Below are 15,102 nucleotides of genomic sequence, written 5' to 3' on the forward strand. Positions count from 1 at the left end.
GGGGTGAAAAAGTCCTCAATGTCACGGGCTATCGCCACCGAGTATACAAAGGCAGGATGGGGGGTTCTTGGGCTGGATATGGATATTGATCAGGGGTCTTTCCTGGACTGGGGGCAACGTCGGTTGCGAAATGGTTTTGAACCTCCGGTGACAATTCAGGGATGCGGGACGGTTTCACAGGCGAAGAAACAGATCGAATCCGGGCAATGGGATTTGATTGTCATCGACAGTGCGGCGTATGCCACGAAATCGTTACTCAGCCTGATTGATATTGTCGATTTGCTGGTACTGCCGACAGGGTTTAGCGTGGATGATCTACGAACGACCGTTACGACCGTAAACGCGCTGCGTAACAAAGGACATTCGACAGATAAAATGGCGGTGGTGTTTGCGGGGGTAAGTGAAAGTGAGAGTGAATATCGTGCGGCGCTGGAATACCTGCAACCCTGCGGCGTTCCCGTCATTCCGGGCGCTATTCCTTTTCTGACATCGTTCAGCCAGGCGCAGGATAAAGGGCTTGCTCTTACGGAGTCGCCTTTCCCTGGCCCACGGCAGAAAGCTGATGATGTTGTGCAGGGTGTGATCGATCGACTGACAACGCTTACGCAGTAGTATATAATAATATAATTATATTTATCTATAAGGTGATATTATGGCGAACGTCCCAGCAAAACCGCGCAATACCAAAGGTGAGCCGCCAAGCCAGGCGGATACGGAACACGGCTTTAATCCTACCCGGAAAAGTGCTGATGGCCGTAAGGCACAGCTTAACTTATACATTGATATGGAGCTGAAACGTGAGTTCCGCTCCATTGCTGCGGCCAACGATATGAAACATGGGGAGCTGTTCGAGGCGTACCAGGAATTCTGGAAAAAACATCATTAAGTCACCCGGTATCCCGGCCACTGGCCGGGTGATACCATCACTGAACGTAGCTCTGCCACTTATCCAGTATTCTTTTTTCCAGATCGACGTACAATCCGCCTCTGACCAGGAAACCGACCAGGGCAATAGCGATCAATGCAACGATGGCTTGAGCGCATCCCTCAGTAAACGATTCCGGCAGGTTTTGGCCTGAGTGCTGCATGATGAGGCCGAGTCCGAAATACGTAAGAAAGGTACAAACAAAGCCAATCATTCCGACTCTGGCGATCCATTCCGCCACTTTGAATGACCAGTATTTCAACGGCATCTCCCGTTTAATGTCACGAATAACCATTGTGTCTATCTTATGGGTCAGTGACTGAAATTTAGCGAATATCATAAGTCCCTCGTCCGTCTAAAAATTAACCTTACCATATCAGAATTATATAAAAATATAATCCTATTTATTCTGTTTGCGCCACTTCCACGGCTCCACTGGATCAGATGACGACCACAGCCCGATTTTATGCCGTCTGGCTTCTTCTTCAAGGCGTAGCATTGTTTCGTCACTGGCACGGCCATGATATCGATAAGCCCACGCCATACCCGCTTTAACCTGCTCTGCGTTGATATCGATACCGTCAATCATCAATGTTCCCAGCCAGCGGCCATAACGATCTGTATTGTTGGCTATGACCACCGTCTGTTTCTGGACGGCCAGCTTTAACAGGTTTTGCTTTGAGCGCTGGCCGAACGGTTGCCCCGATTCCGGGGCATCGATACCGTTAAGGCGAACTTTCATCATTTTGCCATCGGCGAGTACCTGGACAGTATCACCATCGACGACCCGAACAACACGGCCAGAAAAGTCAGCCAGGCAAAGGGCGGGGAAAAGCAGGGGCAGAAACACAAGCAAACGAGATCGGCATTTCATTTGTCACACCTTATAAAAATAGATTTATATAAATAATCACTGGCCTCCGCTGGCGGCTGCTTGCTCCAGTTCATCAATGGTGCGGAAAAGAAACATTTCGCGGTTTTTCGCGTCGAACGGCACCGGAACGTTGTTCCTCATTACCGTTTTGATGGAGTCAAACAGTCGGATTAACGATGTTTTGGTTTTGTCATCCGGCATGACATACATCGCGTAGTGCCAGCGTCCGGCATCGCTGGCCGCCAGATGGCTGTTAATGATGTTGATATAGCGTGCGCGGGTTTTCATTGAGCGCTCAGTTTCGACGGCGACGATTGCGCCGCTATCTAACGTGATAATCCCGTCAGGACGATGGCGAACGCCATGATAACGCGCAATAAACTCCCCCCGATCACCATTAAGCCAGCCTTGCCCGCCTTTCTCTTCCAGTGCAATTCTGACCCGATGATTCAGGAGCCGGTGTTCCAGTGTCCAGTATTTGAGTTTCCCCGGCTCAAAATAACCGGGGAATACTTTATCATCGGGTTTAACCACCATCGCCAGCCCTTGCATGGTGATCCCCCATAGTGATTTTTTTCCGGCTATTACCGGGTATTCATGTTTTATCAGAAACCCCAATGCAACCGCCTTATTCAGTAGCGCATACGTTGGGCGGTGACTTTTACCCTTGAACCCAACAACCTTTTTCAGCGTTTTAAAATCGGAGTATGTTTCTTCTTTAAGGAATGTCAGCAATGCAAGCATTTTTCTGTTTGCGGCTTCTTTCCTTTCTGCAACGTTATGAATAAGCATTTCAGCCCTCACAGATTGATTGATGGCTTATGTTCCTGGCTTTCATTTTTTTCTGGTGTGGCTTGTTTATACTCAAATGAAAGAAGTTCGATGTTTTCTTTTTTGACCTGAACCTGAAACATCTTTGTAGCTCTTGGTAGTTCGGTTGACGTAAATACAAAACCAACTTTTTCAGGGAGATTTAAAAACATATTACTGTCAACGTAGTAACTTTCTGCCTGTCTTATCATTCGGTCTGTATCCACTTTTTCCGTTAATGATAAATCAGTCCGTACTTTTCTCATCTCATCATCGACCAGGATAGAACCTGTCATTTTTGCCGCCCATTCTGCTGTTTCGGGATTCTGGATTTTATAAATCAATTTGAATTTGGCGTTTTCAATGATAGCGCCAATAACTGAATCACCATTTAAATCAGACGGGCAGTCACGCAGATCGTCTATCGCCTGAAAAGCCATGAATATATGCACGCCTTTATCTCGTGCCGTTCCAAGTCCTTCAAGAGCAGGGCGAGAAAGATGATATTTCAACTCGTCGAGGAAAATAGCAACAGTACGCGGGGTACTGTTTATTCTGTCCCTAGTCTCTGCTATTTGTATCAGCCGGGTCAGAATCATTCTTTGTGCGGAAATTATCTTTTGATTTCGCGTTGAACCAATAATGTAGCAACAACCACCTTCATCAAAAACCTCTTTTAATGAAAATCCATTTTTGGCATTAATTGAGTTAACTAAAGCAATTTCTTCCAGCTCGCCACAAAATGCGGGAACATCTTCACGTAATGACTGAACAAAGTCAGTGTTAAATAAATCACGAAGCGTCATTCCTTTTTCATAAATTGCAGATGTATTTCTGGCTGCGCGACGGTCAGATATACGATAAAAATCTGACGCCTCCCCTTTCTTAGCCAGGCTAAAGCCAGCGTTAAATAATTCTTCCAGTTGTTCATGAGAGATATCAGCCAGTAAATCAAGCTGGGAATTTAGCTTGTTTAAATTTATAAGTGTGAATTTCTTGCCTGCTTTTTTACATGCTTCCCTAAGTACGTGTGGTGCCCATTCATCATCTTTTGGATCTTCTACAAAAACAGCCTCACCTAAAAGAATAGCCTGATAAAGTAGAACGGTCGCAGTTACGCCTTTCCCGGAACCTGTTGTACCGATAATTGCTGCGTGTTGGGTTTTAAATTCTTTTATGGTTATGTATTGCGGTTGGTCATCTTTGTTTAAGCCAATAAAAACGCCTTTCTTTAAATCAATGTAATCGAGTGGGTTATATTCTATGGGGTCGGGTAATAGCTCTTTTACTTTGCGTACATCGGTTCGGGTATTTCTCTCCAGCTTGCTTTTCTTAATCATTCGATGTTTTAGGTTGTCAATTTCTCCTGCTAAAAGTCGTCGGGCTGCAATATGAAATATTAATCCTGCTGCCGTAAATATTATGGTCATGATCCATAGTGGAACTCTAAACAGTATGTTGTTGTCGAGTGACTTAAAAAAGTAGCTCAACCCCTGAATAGTTAGCGGTGATATGGTGCCGAATATAAAAAAGAAAATGGACACGCACGCCACCGACTTTAACCAGAACGGGGCGTTCTTTCTTTCCTCGCGGGGAAGGTGGAATATAAAAGGTAATGTAAGACCTGCGAGCAGGGATAATATGACAGGGCTGTTTTGCAGCCATAACAGGAAAAATGAAAATGCATCGGCAAAGGCATTCAGCCTTTGCATCAGGTGGGAACCCATATCTATTTTCTCCATACGAAAACTGACGTGTTGGGCGCAAAAGATGGGAGCAGCTTATAGGAGCGTAACCACGCTCCCATGCGATGCTCCCATAATATGCTCCGATGAACAGGCAAAAGGCGCTGATCGCCAGTGGCGATCAAGCCCGTTATCCGCGCTTTCAGAATACAGCCGACCAGTGGTCGTCTGTCCTCTGAAACGCCCGAATGAAGGGCAACGGCGTGTGCCATTACGTTCGGGCTGGACGCCCTCACTGCATGACACATGGGGGTAATGTCCCGGCTGGACGCCGAGCCAAAACCCCCAAGGTCAAAGGCGGCACACCGTCTTGCGCTACGCGCGACCAACCCCTTTAAGACGCTGCGTTTAGCCTATTTTTCCTCGCAAGCTCGAAAAAATCGGAACGCTGCTTTAAAGGGGTTGGTCGCGCCTAATCGGTAATATCCCCCGCTGGGGCGGGTTATATTACCTGGCTGCGACGGTGTGCGGGGCAAGCCCCCCACAAAAAACGGCACGTGGGCGTGCCTTTTTGCTCGCTGGGGCGGCAAAATTTTTGCGGCTCCCCCCGGCCTGCTCAATTCGCTGTGGGCGAATGTTCGCAGGTGGGCGCGGTTCCTGAAAATTAGCAATTTCTTCGAAATTGAATTTTCTTTCCGCGTACCACTTCATTATTTTTCGTCTTAACAATTTCTTCGAAATTGAAGCCAAAAATAATGAAGCCTTAAAGTCCCGTCGCCTGTTAGTCTGTGTATTGTACAATACACATTTGTTTTGTGTGATTACATTTGCTCGCGGTATATTTCAGCCCTGCACTCCCTTTCAGCTTCCAGTGCTTCACTGTAGGACGCATCATCAATTTTCGTGCCTTTGCTTTCGGCATAGCGTCGTAATTTATTTGCGTCAGCTTCATTAAGTTCTGAAAGATGATCGCGCAAAAGACCGATAAAACAGCTTTCGTATATTTCGTAATACAGCCCACAACCTCTGTGGGCTTCTTTTGATAACGTGTCATATACCAGGGCTACAGATATTCTGTCCTGATTTTTTGAGTGTAGATTATTAATGAATAAATCTTCGTTTATCATTTCGAACCTCTCATATCAAAATGGATATGTCAGTTATCCTTTCACTCTGCCAAACTTTGAAAGGATTTTGCTTATTGATTCAGGGTCTGCGGCTTTACATTCGCCTAAAAATTCTTTTCGCATATCGAATGTTTTACCCGGATTAAAACGATGGTGTTTTTTAAAGGCGTTGATTTTAAAAAATGCGCGTTCTGCTGAACTGCATTCACTCCCACCACTATTACCCGTAGCTTTTCCGTACATGCAAAGAACAACTTCGCACGGGTCAGCGGCAAAGGAATAAAACGGTGTTCCTGCGGTCAGGCATAATACAGCCGCCGCGATAACGGTTTTTTTCATGGTAAATCCTTATTAGATTGTATTGTTTAAATGGATTAGCGAGAGAAATAAATGGTGGTTTCTCTGCATGTCAGGCAATTAAAGACGGGCTGGTATTCAATAACACCTTTTGCACCATTCTGGCGAAGCCAGTTTTTGGCATTAAAGAAAGCAGTACCGGATTGTGCAGTGACGACAATTCGTGTTGAATGGGCGACTGCGTAAAATACTGCTGGAGTCCATATTGTATCGTAGAAACTTTGTGCGCTGATTGATGATGTCCATTTACCGTTAACTGTCGGGGAAGGAACTATAACGTTATTGTCACTCCATTGCGGTAAACTGGTGTTTAATGGGGCGGCGGCTTTATCCCACTCTACAGGAACGGGAGGCGGCGGCGATGAACATCCGGTAACTATTGCCGCTAACATGATTACTTTAAGTTTCTTTATCATGCTTTCATTTCCTCAAAATACTGGTTTCGATGAATTGGACGGAAATAAATGTCATTCATACGGCGGACATTTCCGTCTAAATCAATGCTCACAATCACGTCCAGGCTATCCAGAACCTTACGTAACATAAATGTATAGGGGAGCTGGGCGCACTGTGGATTTTCATAGCAACGGGTAATAAACCCATCTATAGCTTCTTTCGCTGATCCTGCATGAATGGAGGTCATACTCCCTTCATGGCCGGAACCTGTTATTTTAAGGAAGTCCCAGGCTTCCGCACCGCGAACCTCTGTTAATAAAATGCGGTCAGGGTTCATACGGTAATTCCAGCGTAAAAGGCTCGCCGGGGTAACGATAGAACCTTTTTCATCTGATGATTCTGACGGATAAAAAAGATGGACGTAGTTTTTATGGATAAAGAACGTGATTTCCGGGTTGTCCTCAATGGTTGATATCCGAAGATGTACAGGAATATACCCTATCAACATTTTCATATAGGTGGTTTTCCCGGTACTGGTTTCCCCGGCGACCGCGAGAGTTTTACCGTACTCGACGCATTTCTCCATAAACAGAGGAATATTTTTTGTATTGTACAATGCAATTAATTCCTCGTCGTGCGTCTCCGTTTTTTCCTCGCCTGTTACCCGGTTATAAAATCCCGCATCGATGTATGACTGATGCGGGATTTGTACCTTCGATGGCTTACGGATGGTGATAGACACCGTATCGCGCTCACAGGCCGGGGGAACAATCACCTGGCACCGTTCGCCAGATTCCAGCGTGGCTGACAGCCCCGGCTTAATATCTTCGATATTGTCGCCGTGGTGCTTTGCCAGGCACCGGGCAAAGTTGTAGCAATCCTCATAGGACAAAGGAACGGCGTGCTGCTTCCATACGCCGTTGATTTTGGTATACAGCTCACCTGGACGGTTGACGGCGACCTCCGTCAGGCCGGGAAGCTCCAGAAAGTCGCCAAAGAAACGCTGTTTATAGCGGTCGAGGGAAATATTCTTAGCGGTCATTTTTCAACCTCAGTGTATAGATGTTGGAAAAATCAATATCCTCGCCTGTGATTAGGTTGATGATCTCGCCCTGATTCTTATAGAGCGTTGGGGGAATATTGATGCTGTTCTCCAGCGTAGTACGCGCCATATCTGCCATAGCCTGGCGGCTGTTTTCCGTATAGTCCGTATTGCGATCTTTTTTACCCGCGCTGTTGGATGCCCATGCGCCAATATCGGGGATCATGCCGACCATTAACGCGCCGCCGAACCGTTCCCAGAAGTGCGAATCTATCCAGCCATCAACGCCAGCCTCGCCCAGCTCGCCAGCCGCGCTGGTATCAACCAACGGGATATCGAGATAAGGCGGCTGGCGGGTGCGTAGCTTCGTCGCAATGATGAATGCCCGCCCTTGCCCGTGCTTCATACCTTCTTCCGCTATGGCGCGGTAAAGTAATGATGCGGTGGTGCCTTTCTCTATCAGCTTCGTGTTGCCGCTGGCGCTCCAGATGTCAGTAGTGACCGTGCAGCGAAGTTTCCCCGCCCGGTCAGATACAAAGCGGCGATCCAGTGAGCAGGGGATCGAGGTATTTTCCGGGATGTACAGGTCAGGGTTATAGGGTATGCGGCGCACTGGTGCGGGGCTTTGTCCCGGGGACGGTGCGACGGTATTTGTGGCCGCGCTGCTGTCCTGTTGTCCGGTGGTCGTTGCCGATGTCAGCGTCATTTCCTGCTGCCGGGTTTTTACCGGGTTCTGTGTGGTGGCCGAACCATCACGGCGAATAAGGAAGCTGGCTTTGTTGAGTTCTGGCGGGGCGGCCGGAGCCGCCTGCCCTGTTCCCCTCGTGCTGCTCTGGCCGTTATCCTGTTGCTCTGGCTCTTCTTCGGCTGTATCGGTGGACATACCGAGATCGTTACGCTGCCGGTAATCGGTTTTGTTCGTCTGCGGGGCTGTGTCCTGTTTCTTTTCTTCCGTAGGCTGCCACAGGATATTGCGATAAACCCAGTTACCACCCCATGCCAGGAAGATAAGCGCGACCGCGACAATGGCAAGAAAGGCGGTTGCTTTGCCCCGTTTGCGCTTTTTCAGCTTATTAACGGCGGGTTGTACCGGGTCTTTCTCTTCGTCGTCCTGCGCATTGAGAAGCTCGGCCTCCCTTTTAGCGCGGGCTTCCCGCTCAAGCGTGGCAATATCATCCTCAGCGTGTGCCGGGGATGCCTGCGCTTCATCCGGCACAGGCACTTTGTTTTCGTCGTTCATATGCATGTTTCCTGATTTTATAAAAATATAAAACTATTTTTATAGTTTAATTGGATTCCGGTTTTTCCACTCTTTCCACCTGCCGGGATACGGTGGAACCATCGGCGGCGTGTACCTTGCCAAATCCGCTATTTTCCAGACCCACAACGGCATTACCGGAACGCAGTACCAGGCGTGGCGTCACCTCCTGAATCACCAGTACGGTGAAGTCGCCTTTCTTCTGGATACTGCTGTTAACCACATGCTCTTTGCCGTTCAGCTCTTTGGTGACGGAAGGAATGGACTTAGACGGGGAGAAGCCCACGAACGTAAAGCGGCCATCGTCGTAAGCAAAATCGGGAACAATGTTGAAGCTGCCTTTGCCCGGATATTTTGTGTAACTCCAGTTGCGGGGCGTCTGTGCCGAGTTCAGCGCTTTCTGGACACTGGCCTGCTGCTGTTTCTGCTCCCACTCGCGTTGTCTGGCCGTCGCCTCCCGGCTCGCTTTGTCCCGTTCTTCGCCCGGATAGCGATAGCTCACTTGGAAAGCGGGTTGCTGTGCCGATTTATCATCGATGACGTTCAGCTCGACGTTGTACAGGCGCTTACTGGTGACAACCAGCATATTGGTATGCCAGTCCCGGCTGTTCGGGGGGATCACGACTTGCGTTGTGTTGCCATCCTCTCCGGGCGCTCCCTGCGTGAGCGCGACCGGGCGAACGTTGACCCGGTTTGCATCCGGCGTGGCTTCCCACGCCTCATCAAAGCCGGGTTTGGCGCTTATGACCGCCTCATCGTTATCAAATACCAGAGTTGTCATAAAGCCGGGTTTGGTGTTAACGACGGTTACGTTCTGCGGGTTATAGATAACCTGCTGAACACGGGAGTCATAGCGGCTTGCCTGTGGTATGGCCGCACCCCATGCCGCACCGCACATCATCAGTGCCAGTGCGGTAAATGTTAACTTTTTCATCATTCACCTCCCCGGATTTCGCGGTCGGTCTGCCAACTGGTGACGGTAAAGCCGAAGTAGTTGATCTCGCGTTCCGCATCGCTCATTTCCTTGTCAGGGTCAGAATGGAACGTGAACCGGGCATCCCAATATTCGTTGCGGATGCTGTTATCAGCCAGACGGCGGATAATCTTCTTGTAGCGAATGGTGGCGACCCTATCAGGGGCTGTCGCATCGGTGATCTGGTTGGACAAGATCTCCACTTTCACGGTGTGCGCCCCGTTCTTATAAACCTTGTCCGGGGCGTTTTTTCCGGCGTAAAGCGCCAGGTAGTCATCGTTTACCTGGGGAGCGTTGTAGACCTGTACCGTCTCGTAGTCGTCCTGCAAAGAGGGATAGACATACCGCTCACGCACTTTGACGTAGTTTGCGGCCATCGCCTTTTGATAGGCTTCTGTTGCGGTCAGGCTGGTTTTCGATGTCCGGGTAACGTGTTCCACCCGTCCTGTGTGGTTATCCACGGTATACAGCTCAACGTCCGTCTGTTTCAGCGGCAACATCACGACCACGGCGACGAGCGCCAGTACCGCAATCAGCAGACCCACACCGCCAACAACAAAACCGGCTTTTGTGGCGCGTTTATCCCGCTCAATCATTTGCTGCTCAAAGGTGCGGGATTCAGCTATTAATTTCTGTTCACTCATGACTGTTTAACTCCGCCATAATTTGAGGGGTGTTTACGGGTTCTCCCTTACCGCTAAAGGCAGAGGGAGGCGTGTTCTGGGCGCAGCCAGAAAGCGCGCACAGCAAAGCCAGCGCAATCAAGCGTTTCATCAAAGATTTCCTCAACTGAATTAGAAATATGAAAATATAATTATATTTTCATAGGTTGGTGTTTCGGGGGGATGGACTGGAAACGTCTGGCCTAGCTGTTGAACTTCTTAACCGCGGAATCTCTCGACTGTGCCAGCCTCCGCGCTTCGTTCCGGGCTATCATCTGCTCAATCGCGTATTTACGCGCTTTAGAAGCGTTATAGCCTAATTCACCTCCGGGCTTGCCGGGCTTACCTGCATTCGCATCCTTCCAGCCCTGAATGTTGTCCTGGGCGGAGCGTGTGGTATTCCTTCCGGCACTCGCGGCCAGTTTCCCGGCACCAAAAGCAGCCGCACCGATACCTACTGCGGCCAGCCCCTGCATGGATACGGTAGCACTAGCCCCGGCCAGCGCTGCGGCCAGTTTTGCGGAGAGATAAATCAATATTGCCGCACAGATACCTGCAAGACAGACTTGCGCTCCTAGTTCTACGATATTTGCCTGGGCTGCACCTTGAGTTGCTAATGCAAGCCTTGAGTTTAAGTAATTAACCACAATCCTTAATGATAAAGAAGAAAGGAGAATTGTTAATATGGCTGCAAATATGTTTTGTAGCCAGTTATTAAACATGGGACGAAGGAAACCATACATAAGGCAAAAGATGAATATAGGTGCTGTAATACTCAGCAATAAGATCATTACTTCCGCTATCATGGAAACGAACGCGGTGATAATCATTAAAACGAATATTCCAAGCCATACATAAAATTGAGCAGTCATTCCCTCATCTTTTATATATGTGGAGTTATCCATATCATGTAATGTTTTACCTAATACTTTTGCATTATTCCATAAGCTATCTAATAGCTGCCATATATTATCACTGCCAGAAAAGCCCTCTTTTAACCCGTTGATAGCGTCGATAACGCCATCGAGATAACCACTAATATTTGCCACAAAGGAAAGGATGATCGCCATCCTCATGATGTCCCACATCGTATCTTCCATCGGCGTGGATAGCTTACCCGCTAACGTCTGGTATCCACGCCACATGATGTAGATAGTGGCTGACGTAACCGCCAGCCCCATCATCATAGAAGAGTACGACATCATTAATCCCTTTGTGGCGTCCGTTATTCCACCTATCAGATGTTTTTCAACGCCAACAAAAACACCACCGGACATATTTACCTCACTATGAATTTAAATCGACAGTCGGAGCATTTAATTGCTGAATTTGCCAGTGAGCTTCGTTCGCATTTTTACAATTTTCCGAAGCGCTCCCTGTTTTTTGACATTTTTCGTAAACAGCTTTTAGTTCTTCTGGATGGTCTTTATACCATTTGGTGGTTTTAGCCTCTTCTTTGCATCCACTAACTAAGAAAACTGATAATGTCAGGAGAGATATTGTTAATAAACGCATGTTGTAGTTCCCTTTAGCTATTTAAATCAATTGTTGGCGCGTTTAACTGCTGCTGATTCCACTGTTTAACGCGCTCCGCCTCAAGCACTTTTTCGCGCTTCTCTGCTGCTTTCACGCTCATTTCCCATTGGGTGGTAAGCGTGTTCAGCATGACAGATTTTAGCTGAATACTGTTTGCAAGGTCTTGAGATTCTTTCGAATCTTTGGCTAACGCTACCCTGTTGGAGAGGCTGTTGATTTCCCCCAGGGTCTGGCTTACCTGGTTCTGAACCTCGTCGGTTTGCTCAAGCTGGATAGCCTTGTTGATGACCTGCTGCTTGCATACGTTGGCATAACTCCCCGATTGTGCCGTGTTGCAGGTGTCGAAAATTTTATACTTCTCGTACAACGCATCGAACTGCCCGGAGGAACCGCCGGAGAGAAGTAAATCATTCAGTGCCTGTCCGGGCTTACGCAGCTTTTCAAGGTCAGCTTTCAGGCCTTTGGCCTGGTCAACAAAATCAGCAATATCACGAACGCCAGTGGCCGTCGCCAGTTGGTCTTTATATGCCTGTATTTGTGACTGGTAGTGTCTGGCTGTTTCCATCCAGCGTTTTAACTCCTGCGCCCACTGCACGTCCCGCATAGGGTCAGCATCAACAGCGACGGGAATACCAGCATGAGCCAGTGGGCTTGCAATTACGCAAGCCAGAATAAGAGTACGAAAGCGAGTTTTCATCGTATATCTCCTTTGGGTCAGAGCGCTTTAGCCAGGTAGGTATCGAGCCATTCATGAGGCTGCATTCCTTCCCGGTAAATCGATTCGAATATTTCGAGGTTGGGGGCATCGCCGCTCATGACTTTGGTGTATCTGCCGATACCCGACAGGTCGAGCGTGACGCGAGCGGCAAAACGTTTGGTATCGCCGCGCTTGAACTGATTTTTCACCACAACATACTGGCGGGCTTGCGGGTCAAGCCCTTTCACCACGTCGAACACTTCCGGTTCAAACTTCATGCCGTCAACATAGTGTGCGCGGTCGGCATTGGGGTTCGCCGCCAGAATCTGTGTCCCGCACTGCTCAATCACTGCCGGGGCGATATCATCTTTGATGATCTCTGCCGGGGATTGAGTACCTACGACCAGCATCCCGTTCAGCTTACGGATGGTTTTCAGCTTGTTATAAGCAAAGTCCTTAAACACCGGGTCGCGTAACCACTTCCAGAATTCATCCATGAAAATGACCAGGCGTCGCCCGTCAAGCAGGCTGGTAATGCGGTACAGCAGATAAAACGAGATTGGCGCACATACGCTTGCATCGTCCAGGAACTCCGTTCCGTCGATGCCGAAGTTATCGCAGTTGCTGATATCGAACGTGTCAGATTCGTTATCAAACACCCAGCCGAACTCACCGCCCTGCGCCCACTGTGACAGCCGAATGCTAAGGCCGTTTTCCTGGGCTTCTTTCGTAGCCGGCTCAGGCAAATTTTCCAGCATTCGGGTAATTCCGTAGACGCGATATTGTGGCTCGTCATTCATCACAGCATTAATCGCATCACTCAGACGGCGTTCATCGCGTGGGGAGATCGTCGAGCCGTTGCGGGTACAAAGGATTTTCATCAGTTGCTTGATGAAATTGATATTGCGTTTGGTTGCAGGCAACGAGAACGGGTTCCACCCTGTAGACTCACCACTGATAACCCGATAGTAACGGCCACCCAGCGCCCGGATGTTCATCTCTGCGCCCCGGTCTTTATCGAGGTAAACGGTTGTCAGCCGTTTAGTTTTGGCATCCGGGGAGAAGCTATCCTCGCGCCCGTATTTCTGCTGCATGATCTCAAAGAACGTCATCAACATGGTTTTACCCGAACCGTTCGTACCGAGGATGCAGGTACTGGCCGGGTTCTTCTCGTTGAATTCGTCCTTATCTGCCAGTGTGTTATGCAGGTTGATATAGTAGCCATCGCCTGACGGGGTGCGCAGTAAAGCCATCGCATCCCCCCAGGGGGCTTTATCGCGCTTGCCCGGATAGAAATTATGGAGTGCGGCCAGCTCCACAAAGTTCTGGCTACTCAGCTCCCCTTTACGTGGCCGCAGATTGTAGTTGCCTGGCAGTTGCGCCATATATGCCGCTGAAAGCGATATTTCTGCCGGAACAGGCGTTATCCCGATGTTGTTCAGCGCGTTACTGATTTCGTTAGTATCAGCAACCAGGCTTTCCAGCGACGGGGAATACACCATGATGGAAAAATGGTGCTTTCCGTAAGCGATTTTCCCCGATGTCAGCAGGTCAAGCGCCACATCCAGATCCAGCCGCTGGGAAACAGCATCGTCGTCGGCACTCATCAAAAGGCGACGGGTACGCTTAATGGCTTTCTTCGCTTCCTCGCGTGACATGCAGGTATAGGACTGCGTGATCACGTAATCGCAGGGGGCGTAAAGAAGGGAGTCCATCATTCCAGTGGCGGTTTCTTCGGAGAACTCTTTAACCTCCAGCCCCCGGAAATATTGCGTACCGTTGGCGTGGTTTATCTGCCCGGATTCAGCCGAAAAGAACAACGCCGCCGCTCCCATCACGTCATAGGCCGGGGTGCGGGTGACGCGCACCTTTCGCCACTGGTGCGTTAACAGATATTCATAGAAAGCCAGTTGCGACGAAAACACCGCGCTTCCTTCGGTAAACGTACCGAGAGGCCGCGCACCATAGCGCGACAGCGCGGTATCGAGCGTGCTTTTTATTTCCAGCATTTCCAGCAAAGCACCGTCCAGCTCCTTTAGTTTCTGGCTGTCTTTCATCCGTTTGCGTTCTGCTTTTTCAAGGCTGACAAACGGGCGATAGCAGACCGTCAGGAACAGGCGGTTGCGCCGGAACAGACCGACAGAAGCGTAGTAAAGACGGCTAACTTCATCTGCATACGGGTTGCCGGAATCTTTATGAAGATTGTCGGTAAACGTATTGCGGTCGTTATGGATATAGAAAGTAACGGGCATACCTTCGAATGAGCGGATTAGCCCGTGTAACTGGTTCGTCCCGAACTGGAGCGATTCGTCAGACTCGCAGTCGAACGGCGTTCCCATCAATTCCCAGGTGCAGTACAGATCGCTCTTAGGGGAACGAACCACATGCTGATGAATGTGCGATGAGTACGGGATGTACTTCTTGATGGTGGCACACTGATTTAGTTTCATGGCGTCGAGAAACTCCTTGATATCAACATCATCATGCTCAACGGGCATAAATGTTGTTGCGCCAAATAAACGGTTCGCTACCGGCTTTCCCTTCGCTCTCAGCCATACGGCAATCAGATTGAACCGCATCGGTTCATTTCTGGTAAGGGACTTCATCACCAGAAATTGCACAGGAAGTAAGAACAGGAGAGCGACGGAAGTCCAGATAGCAACGATGATGGTTACACCCGTGACAGCCAGCAGGGGCACCATTGGCACCCCCCACAGCGCCGCCGGGCGTTTCATTGCCTTGAGCAGCTTTGCCATATAT

17 protein-coding genes are annotated in these 15,102 nt (G+C 49.0%); 2 read left to right on the forward strand and 15 right to left on the reverse strand.

Annotation, left to right across the window (positions count from 1 at the left end; all coding sequences use genetic code 11):
• Together SGR01S_RS24400 and SGR01S_RS22620 are read left to right on the forward strand one after the other, a co-directional pair.
• Window positions 1-612, forward strand: a 612-nt coding sequence (locus SGR01S_RS24400; RefSeq protein WP_255212246.1) for a nucleotide-binding protein, incomplete at its 5' end; no start/stop codon positions are given.
• A 40-nt stretch (window positions 613-652) separates the two neighbouring features.
• Window positions 653-886: a hypothetical protein gene (locus SGR01S_RS22620; RefSeq protein WP_004178129.1), complete on the forward strand. Its 234-nt coding sequence runs from the start codon at window positions 653-655 to the stop codon at window positions 884-886.
• Window positions 887-923: 37 nt separating this feature from the next.
• Here SGR01S_RS22620 and SGR01S_RS22625 read toward each other — a convergent pair whose 3' ends face one another.
• The 15 genes from SGR01S_RS22625 to SGR01S_RS22685 form a co-directional block, all read right to left on the reverse strand.
• Window positions 924-1,265 carry a hypothetical protein gene (locus tag SGR01S_RS22625; RefSeq protein ID WP_045895978.1) on the reverse strand — a complete coding sequence of 114 codons (342 nt, stop codon included), beginning with the start codon at window positions 1,263-1,265 and terminating at the stop codon, window positions 924-926.
• Between the two features lie 60 nt (window positions 1,266-1,325).
• Window positions 1,326-1,799: a thermonuclease family protein gene (locus SGR01S_RS22630; RefSeq protein ID WP_045895976.1), complete on the reverse strand. Its 474-nt coding sequence runs from the start codon at window positions 1,797-1,799 to the stop codon at window positions 1,326-1,328.
• 36 nt (window positions 1,800-1,835) lie between these two features.
• On the reverse strand, window positions 1,836-2,591 hold the full coding sequence (mobC, locus tag SGR01S_RS22635; protein ID WP_061808660.1) for a MobC family replication-relaxation protein: 756 nt from the start codon (window positions 2,589-2,591) through the stop codon (window positions 1,836-1,838).
• Window positions 2,592-2,599: 8 nt separating this feature from the next.
• The gene (locus SGR01S_RS22640) at window positions 2,600-4,336 is read right to left on the reverse strand and encodes a type IV secretory system conjugative DNA transfer family protein (protein WP_061808661.1); all 1,737 of its coding nucleotides are present in this window, start codon (window positions 4,334-4,336) and stop codon (window positions 2,600-2,602) included.
• Between the two features lie 779 nt (window positions 4,337-5,115).
• Entirely contained in the window at window positions 5,116-5,421 is a 306-nt protein-coding gene (locus SGR01S_RS22645) for a hypothetical protein (RefSeq protein ID WP_059321833.1), read from the reverse strand.
• A gap of 33 nt (window positions 5,422-5,454) precedes the next feature.
• Entirely contained in the window at window positions 5,455-5,760 is a 306-nt protein-coding gene (locus SGR01S_RS22650; RefSeq protein ID WP_045895969.1) for a conjugal transfer protein, read from the reverse strand.
• A 35-nt stretch (window positions 5,761-5,795) separates the two neighbouring features.
• The gene (locus SGR01S_RS23970) at window positions 5,796-6,194 is read right to left on the reverse strand and encodes a cag pathogenicity island Cag12 family protein (protein WP_073963497.1); all 399 of its coding nucleotides are present in this window, start codon (window positions 6,192-6,194) and stop codon (window positions 5,796-5,798) included.
• Window positions 6,191-7,216, reverse strand: a complete 1,026-nt coding sequence (gene virB11, locus SGR01S_RS22655; RefSeq protein ID WP_045895968.1) for a P-type DNA transfer ATPase VirB11 — start codon at window positions 7,214-7,216, stop codon at window positions 6,191-6,193. Before virB11 ends, SGR01S_RS23970 begins: the two co-directional genes overlap by 4 nt.
• Window positions 7,206-8,456 (reverse strand): VirB10/TraB/TrbI family type IV secretion system protein, encoded by a 1,251-nt coding sequence (virB10, locus tag SGR01S_RS22660; protein WP_045895967.1) that lies wholly within the window; start codon window positions 8,454-8,456, stop codon window positions 7,206-7,208. Before virB10 ends, virB11 begins: the two co-directional genes overlap by 11 nt.
• A 46-nt stretch (window positions 8,457-8,502) precedes the next feature.
• On the reverse strand, window positions 8,503-9,411 hold the full coding sequence (gene virB9, locus SGR01S_RS22665) for a P-type conjugative transfer protein VirB9 (RefSeq protein WP_077874239.1): 909 nt from the start codon (window positions 9,409-9,411) through the stop codon (window positions 8,503-8,505).
• Window positions 9,408-10,091: a VirB8 family type IV secretion system protein gene (locus SGR01S_RS22670; protein ID WP_045895965.1), complete on the reverse strand. Its 684-nt coding sequence runs from the start codon at window positions 10,089-10,091 to the stop codon at window positions 9,408-9,410. The genes virB9 and SGR01S_RS22670 overlap by 4 nt, the downstream gene beginning before the upstream one ends.
• 221 nt (window positions 10,092-10,312) lie before the next feature.
• Window positions 10,313-11,386 carry a TrbL/VirB6 family protein gene (locus SGR01S_RS22675; protein ID WP_045895964.1) on the reverse strand — a complete coding sequence of 358 codons (1,074 nt, stop codon included), beginning with the start codon at window positions 11,384-11,386 and terminating at the stop codon, window positions 10,313-10,315.
• 10 nt (window positions 11,387-11,396) lie between these two features.
• Window positions 11,397-11,624, reverse strand: coding sequence for an EexN family lipoprotein (locus SGR01S_RS23975; protein WP_059321746.1), 228 nt, complete (start codon window positions 11,622-11,624; stop codon window positions 11,397-11,399).
• 13 nt (window positions 11,625-11,637) lie between these two features.
• A complete protein-coding gene (locus SGR01S_RS22680; protein WP_045895962.1) occupies window positions 11,638-12,342 on the reverse strand; it encodes a TrbJ/VirB5 family protein in 705 nt (234 codons plus the stop codon).
• 17 nt (window positions 12,343-12,359) lie between these two features.
• On the reverse strand, window positions 12,360-15,098 hold the full coding sequence (locus SGR01S_RS22685; RefSeq protein WP_061808662.1) for a VirB4 family type IV secretion/conjugal transfer ATPase: 2,739 nt from the start codon (window positions 15,096-15,098) through the stop codon (window positions 12,360-12,362).
• Window positions 15,099-15,102 lie beyond the last annotated feature (4 nt).

The sequence above is a fragment of the Serratia grimesii NBRC 13537 genome (genome assembly GCF_001590905.1).
GTDB classification, from domain to species: Bacteria; Pseudomonadota; Gammaproteobacteria; order Enterobacterales; family Enterobacteriaceae; genus Serratia; species Serratia grimesii.

Excerpts from the sequence above, each read along its gene's own strand:
- SGR01S_RS22620 (WP_004178129.1), top strand. The coding sequence starts at position 653 with ATGGCGAACGTCCCAGCAAAACCGCGCAATACCAAAGGTGAGCCGCCA.
- SGR01S_RS22625 (WP_045895978.1), bottom strand. The coding sequence starts at position 1,265 with ATGATATTCGCTAAATTTCAGTCACTGACCCATAAGATAGACACAATG.
- SGR01S_RS22630 (WP_045895976.1), bottom strand. The coding sequence starts at position 1,799 with ATGAAATGCCGATCTCGTTTGCTTGTGTTTCTGCCCCTGCTTTTCCCC.
- mobC (WP_061808660.1), bottom strand. The coding sequence starts at position 2,591 with ATGCTTATTCATAACGTTGCAGAAAGGAAAGAAGCCGCAAACAGAAAA.
- SGR01S_RS22640 (WP_061808661.1), bottom strand. The coding sequence starts at position 4,336 with ATGGGTTCCCACCTGATGCAAAGGCTGAATGCCTTTGCCGATGCATTT.
- SGR01S_RS22645 (WP_059321833.1), bottom strand. The coding sequence starts at position 5,421 with ATGATAAACGAAGATTTATTCATTAATAATCTACACTCAAAAAATCAG.
- SGR01S_RS22650 (WP_045895969.1), bottom strand. The coding sequence starts at position 5,760 with ATGAAAAAAACCGTTATCGCGGCGGCTGTATTATGCCTGACCGCAGGA.
- SGR01S_RS23970 (WP_073963497.1), bottom strand. The coding sequence starts at position 6,194 with ATGATAAAGAAACTTAAAGTAATCATGTTAGCGGCAATAGTTACCGGA.
- virB11 (WP_045895968.1), bottom strand. The coding sequence starts at position 7,216 with ATGACCGCTAAGAATATTTCCCTCGACCGCTATAAACAGCGTTTCTTT.
- virB10 (WP_045895967.1), bottom strand. The coding sequence starts at position 8,456 with ATGAACGACGAAAACAAAGTGCCTGTGCCGGATGAAGCGCAGGCATCC.
- virB9 (WP_077874239.1), bottom strand. The coding sequence starts at position 9,411 with ATGATGAAAAAGTTAACATTTACCGCACTGGCACTGATGATGTGCGGT.
- SGR01S_RS22670 (WP_045895965.1), bottom strand. The coding sequence starts at position 10,091 with ATGAGTGAACAGAAATTAATAGCTGAATCCCGCACCTTTGAGCAGCAA.
- SGR01S_RS22675 (WP_045895964.1), bottom strand. The coding sequence starts at position 11,386 with ATGTCCGGTGGTGTTTTTGTTGGCGTTGAAAAACATCTGATAGGTGGA.
- SGR01S_RS23975 (WP_059321746.1), bottom strand. The coding sequence starts at position 11,624 with ATGCGTTTATTAACAATATCTCTCCTGACATTATCAGTTTTCTTAGTT.
- SGR01S_RS22680 (WP_045895962.1), bottom strand. The coding sequence starts at position 12,342 with ATGAAAACTCGCTTTCGTACTCTTATTCTGGCTTGCGTAATTGCAAGC.
- SGR01S_RS22685 (WP_061808662.1), bottom strand. The coding sequence starts at position 15,098 with ATGGCAAAGCTGCTCAAGGCAATGAAACGCCCGGCGGCGCTGTGGGGG.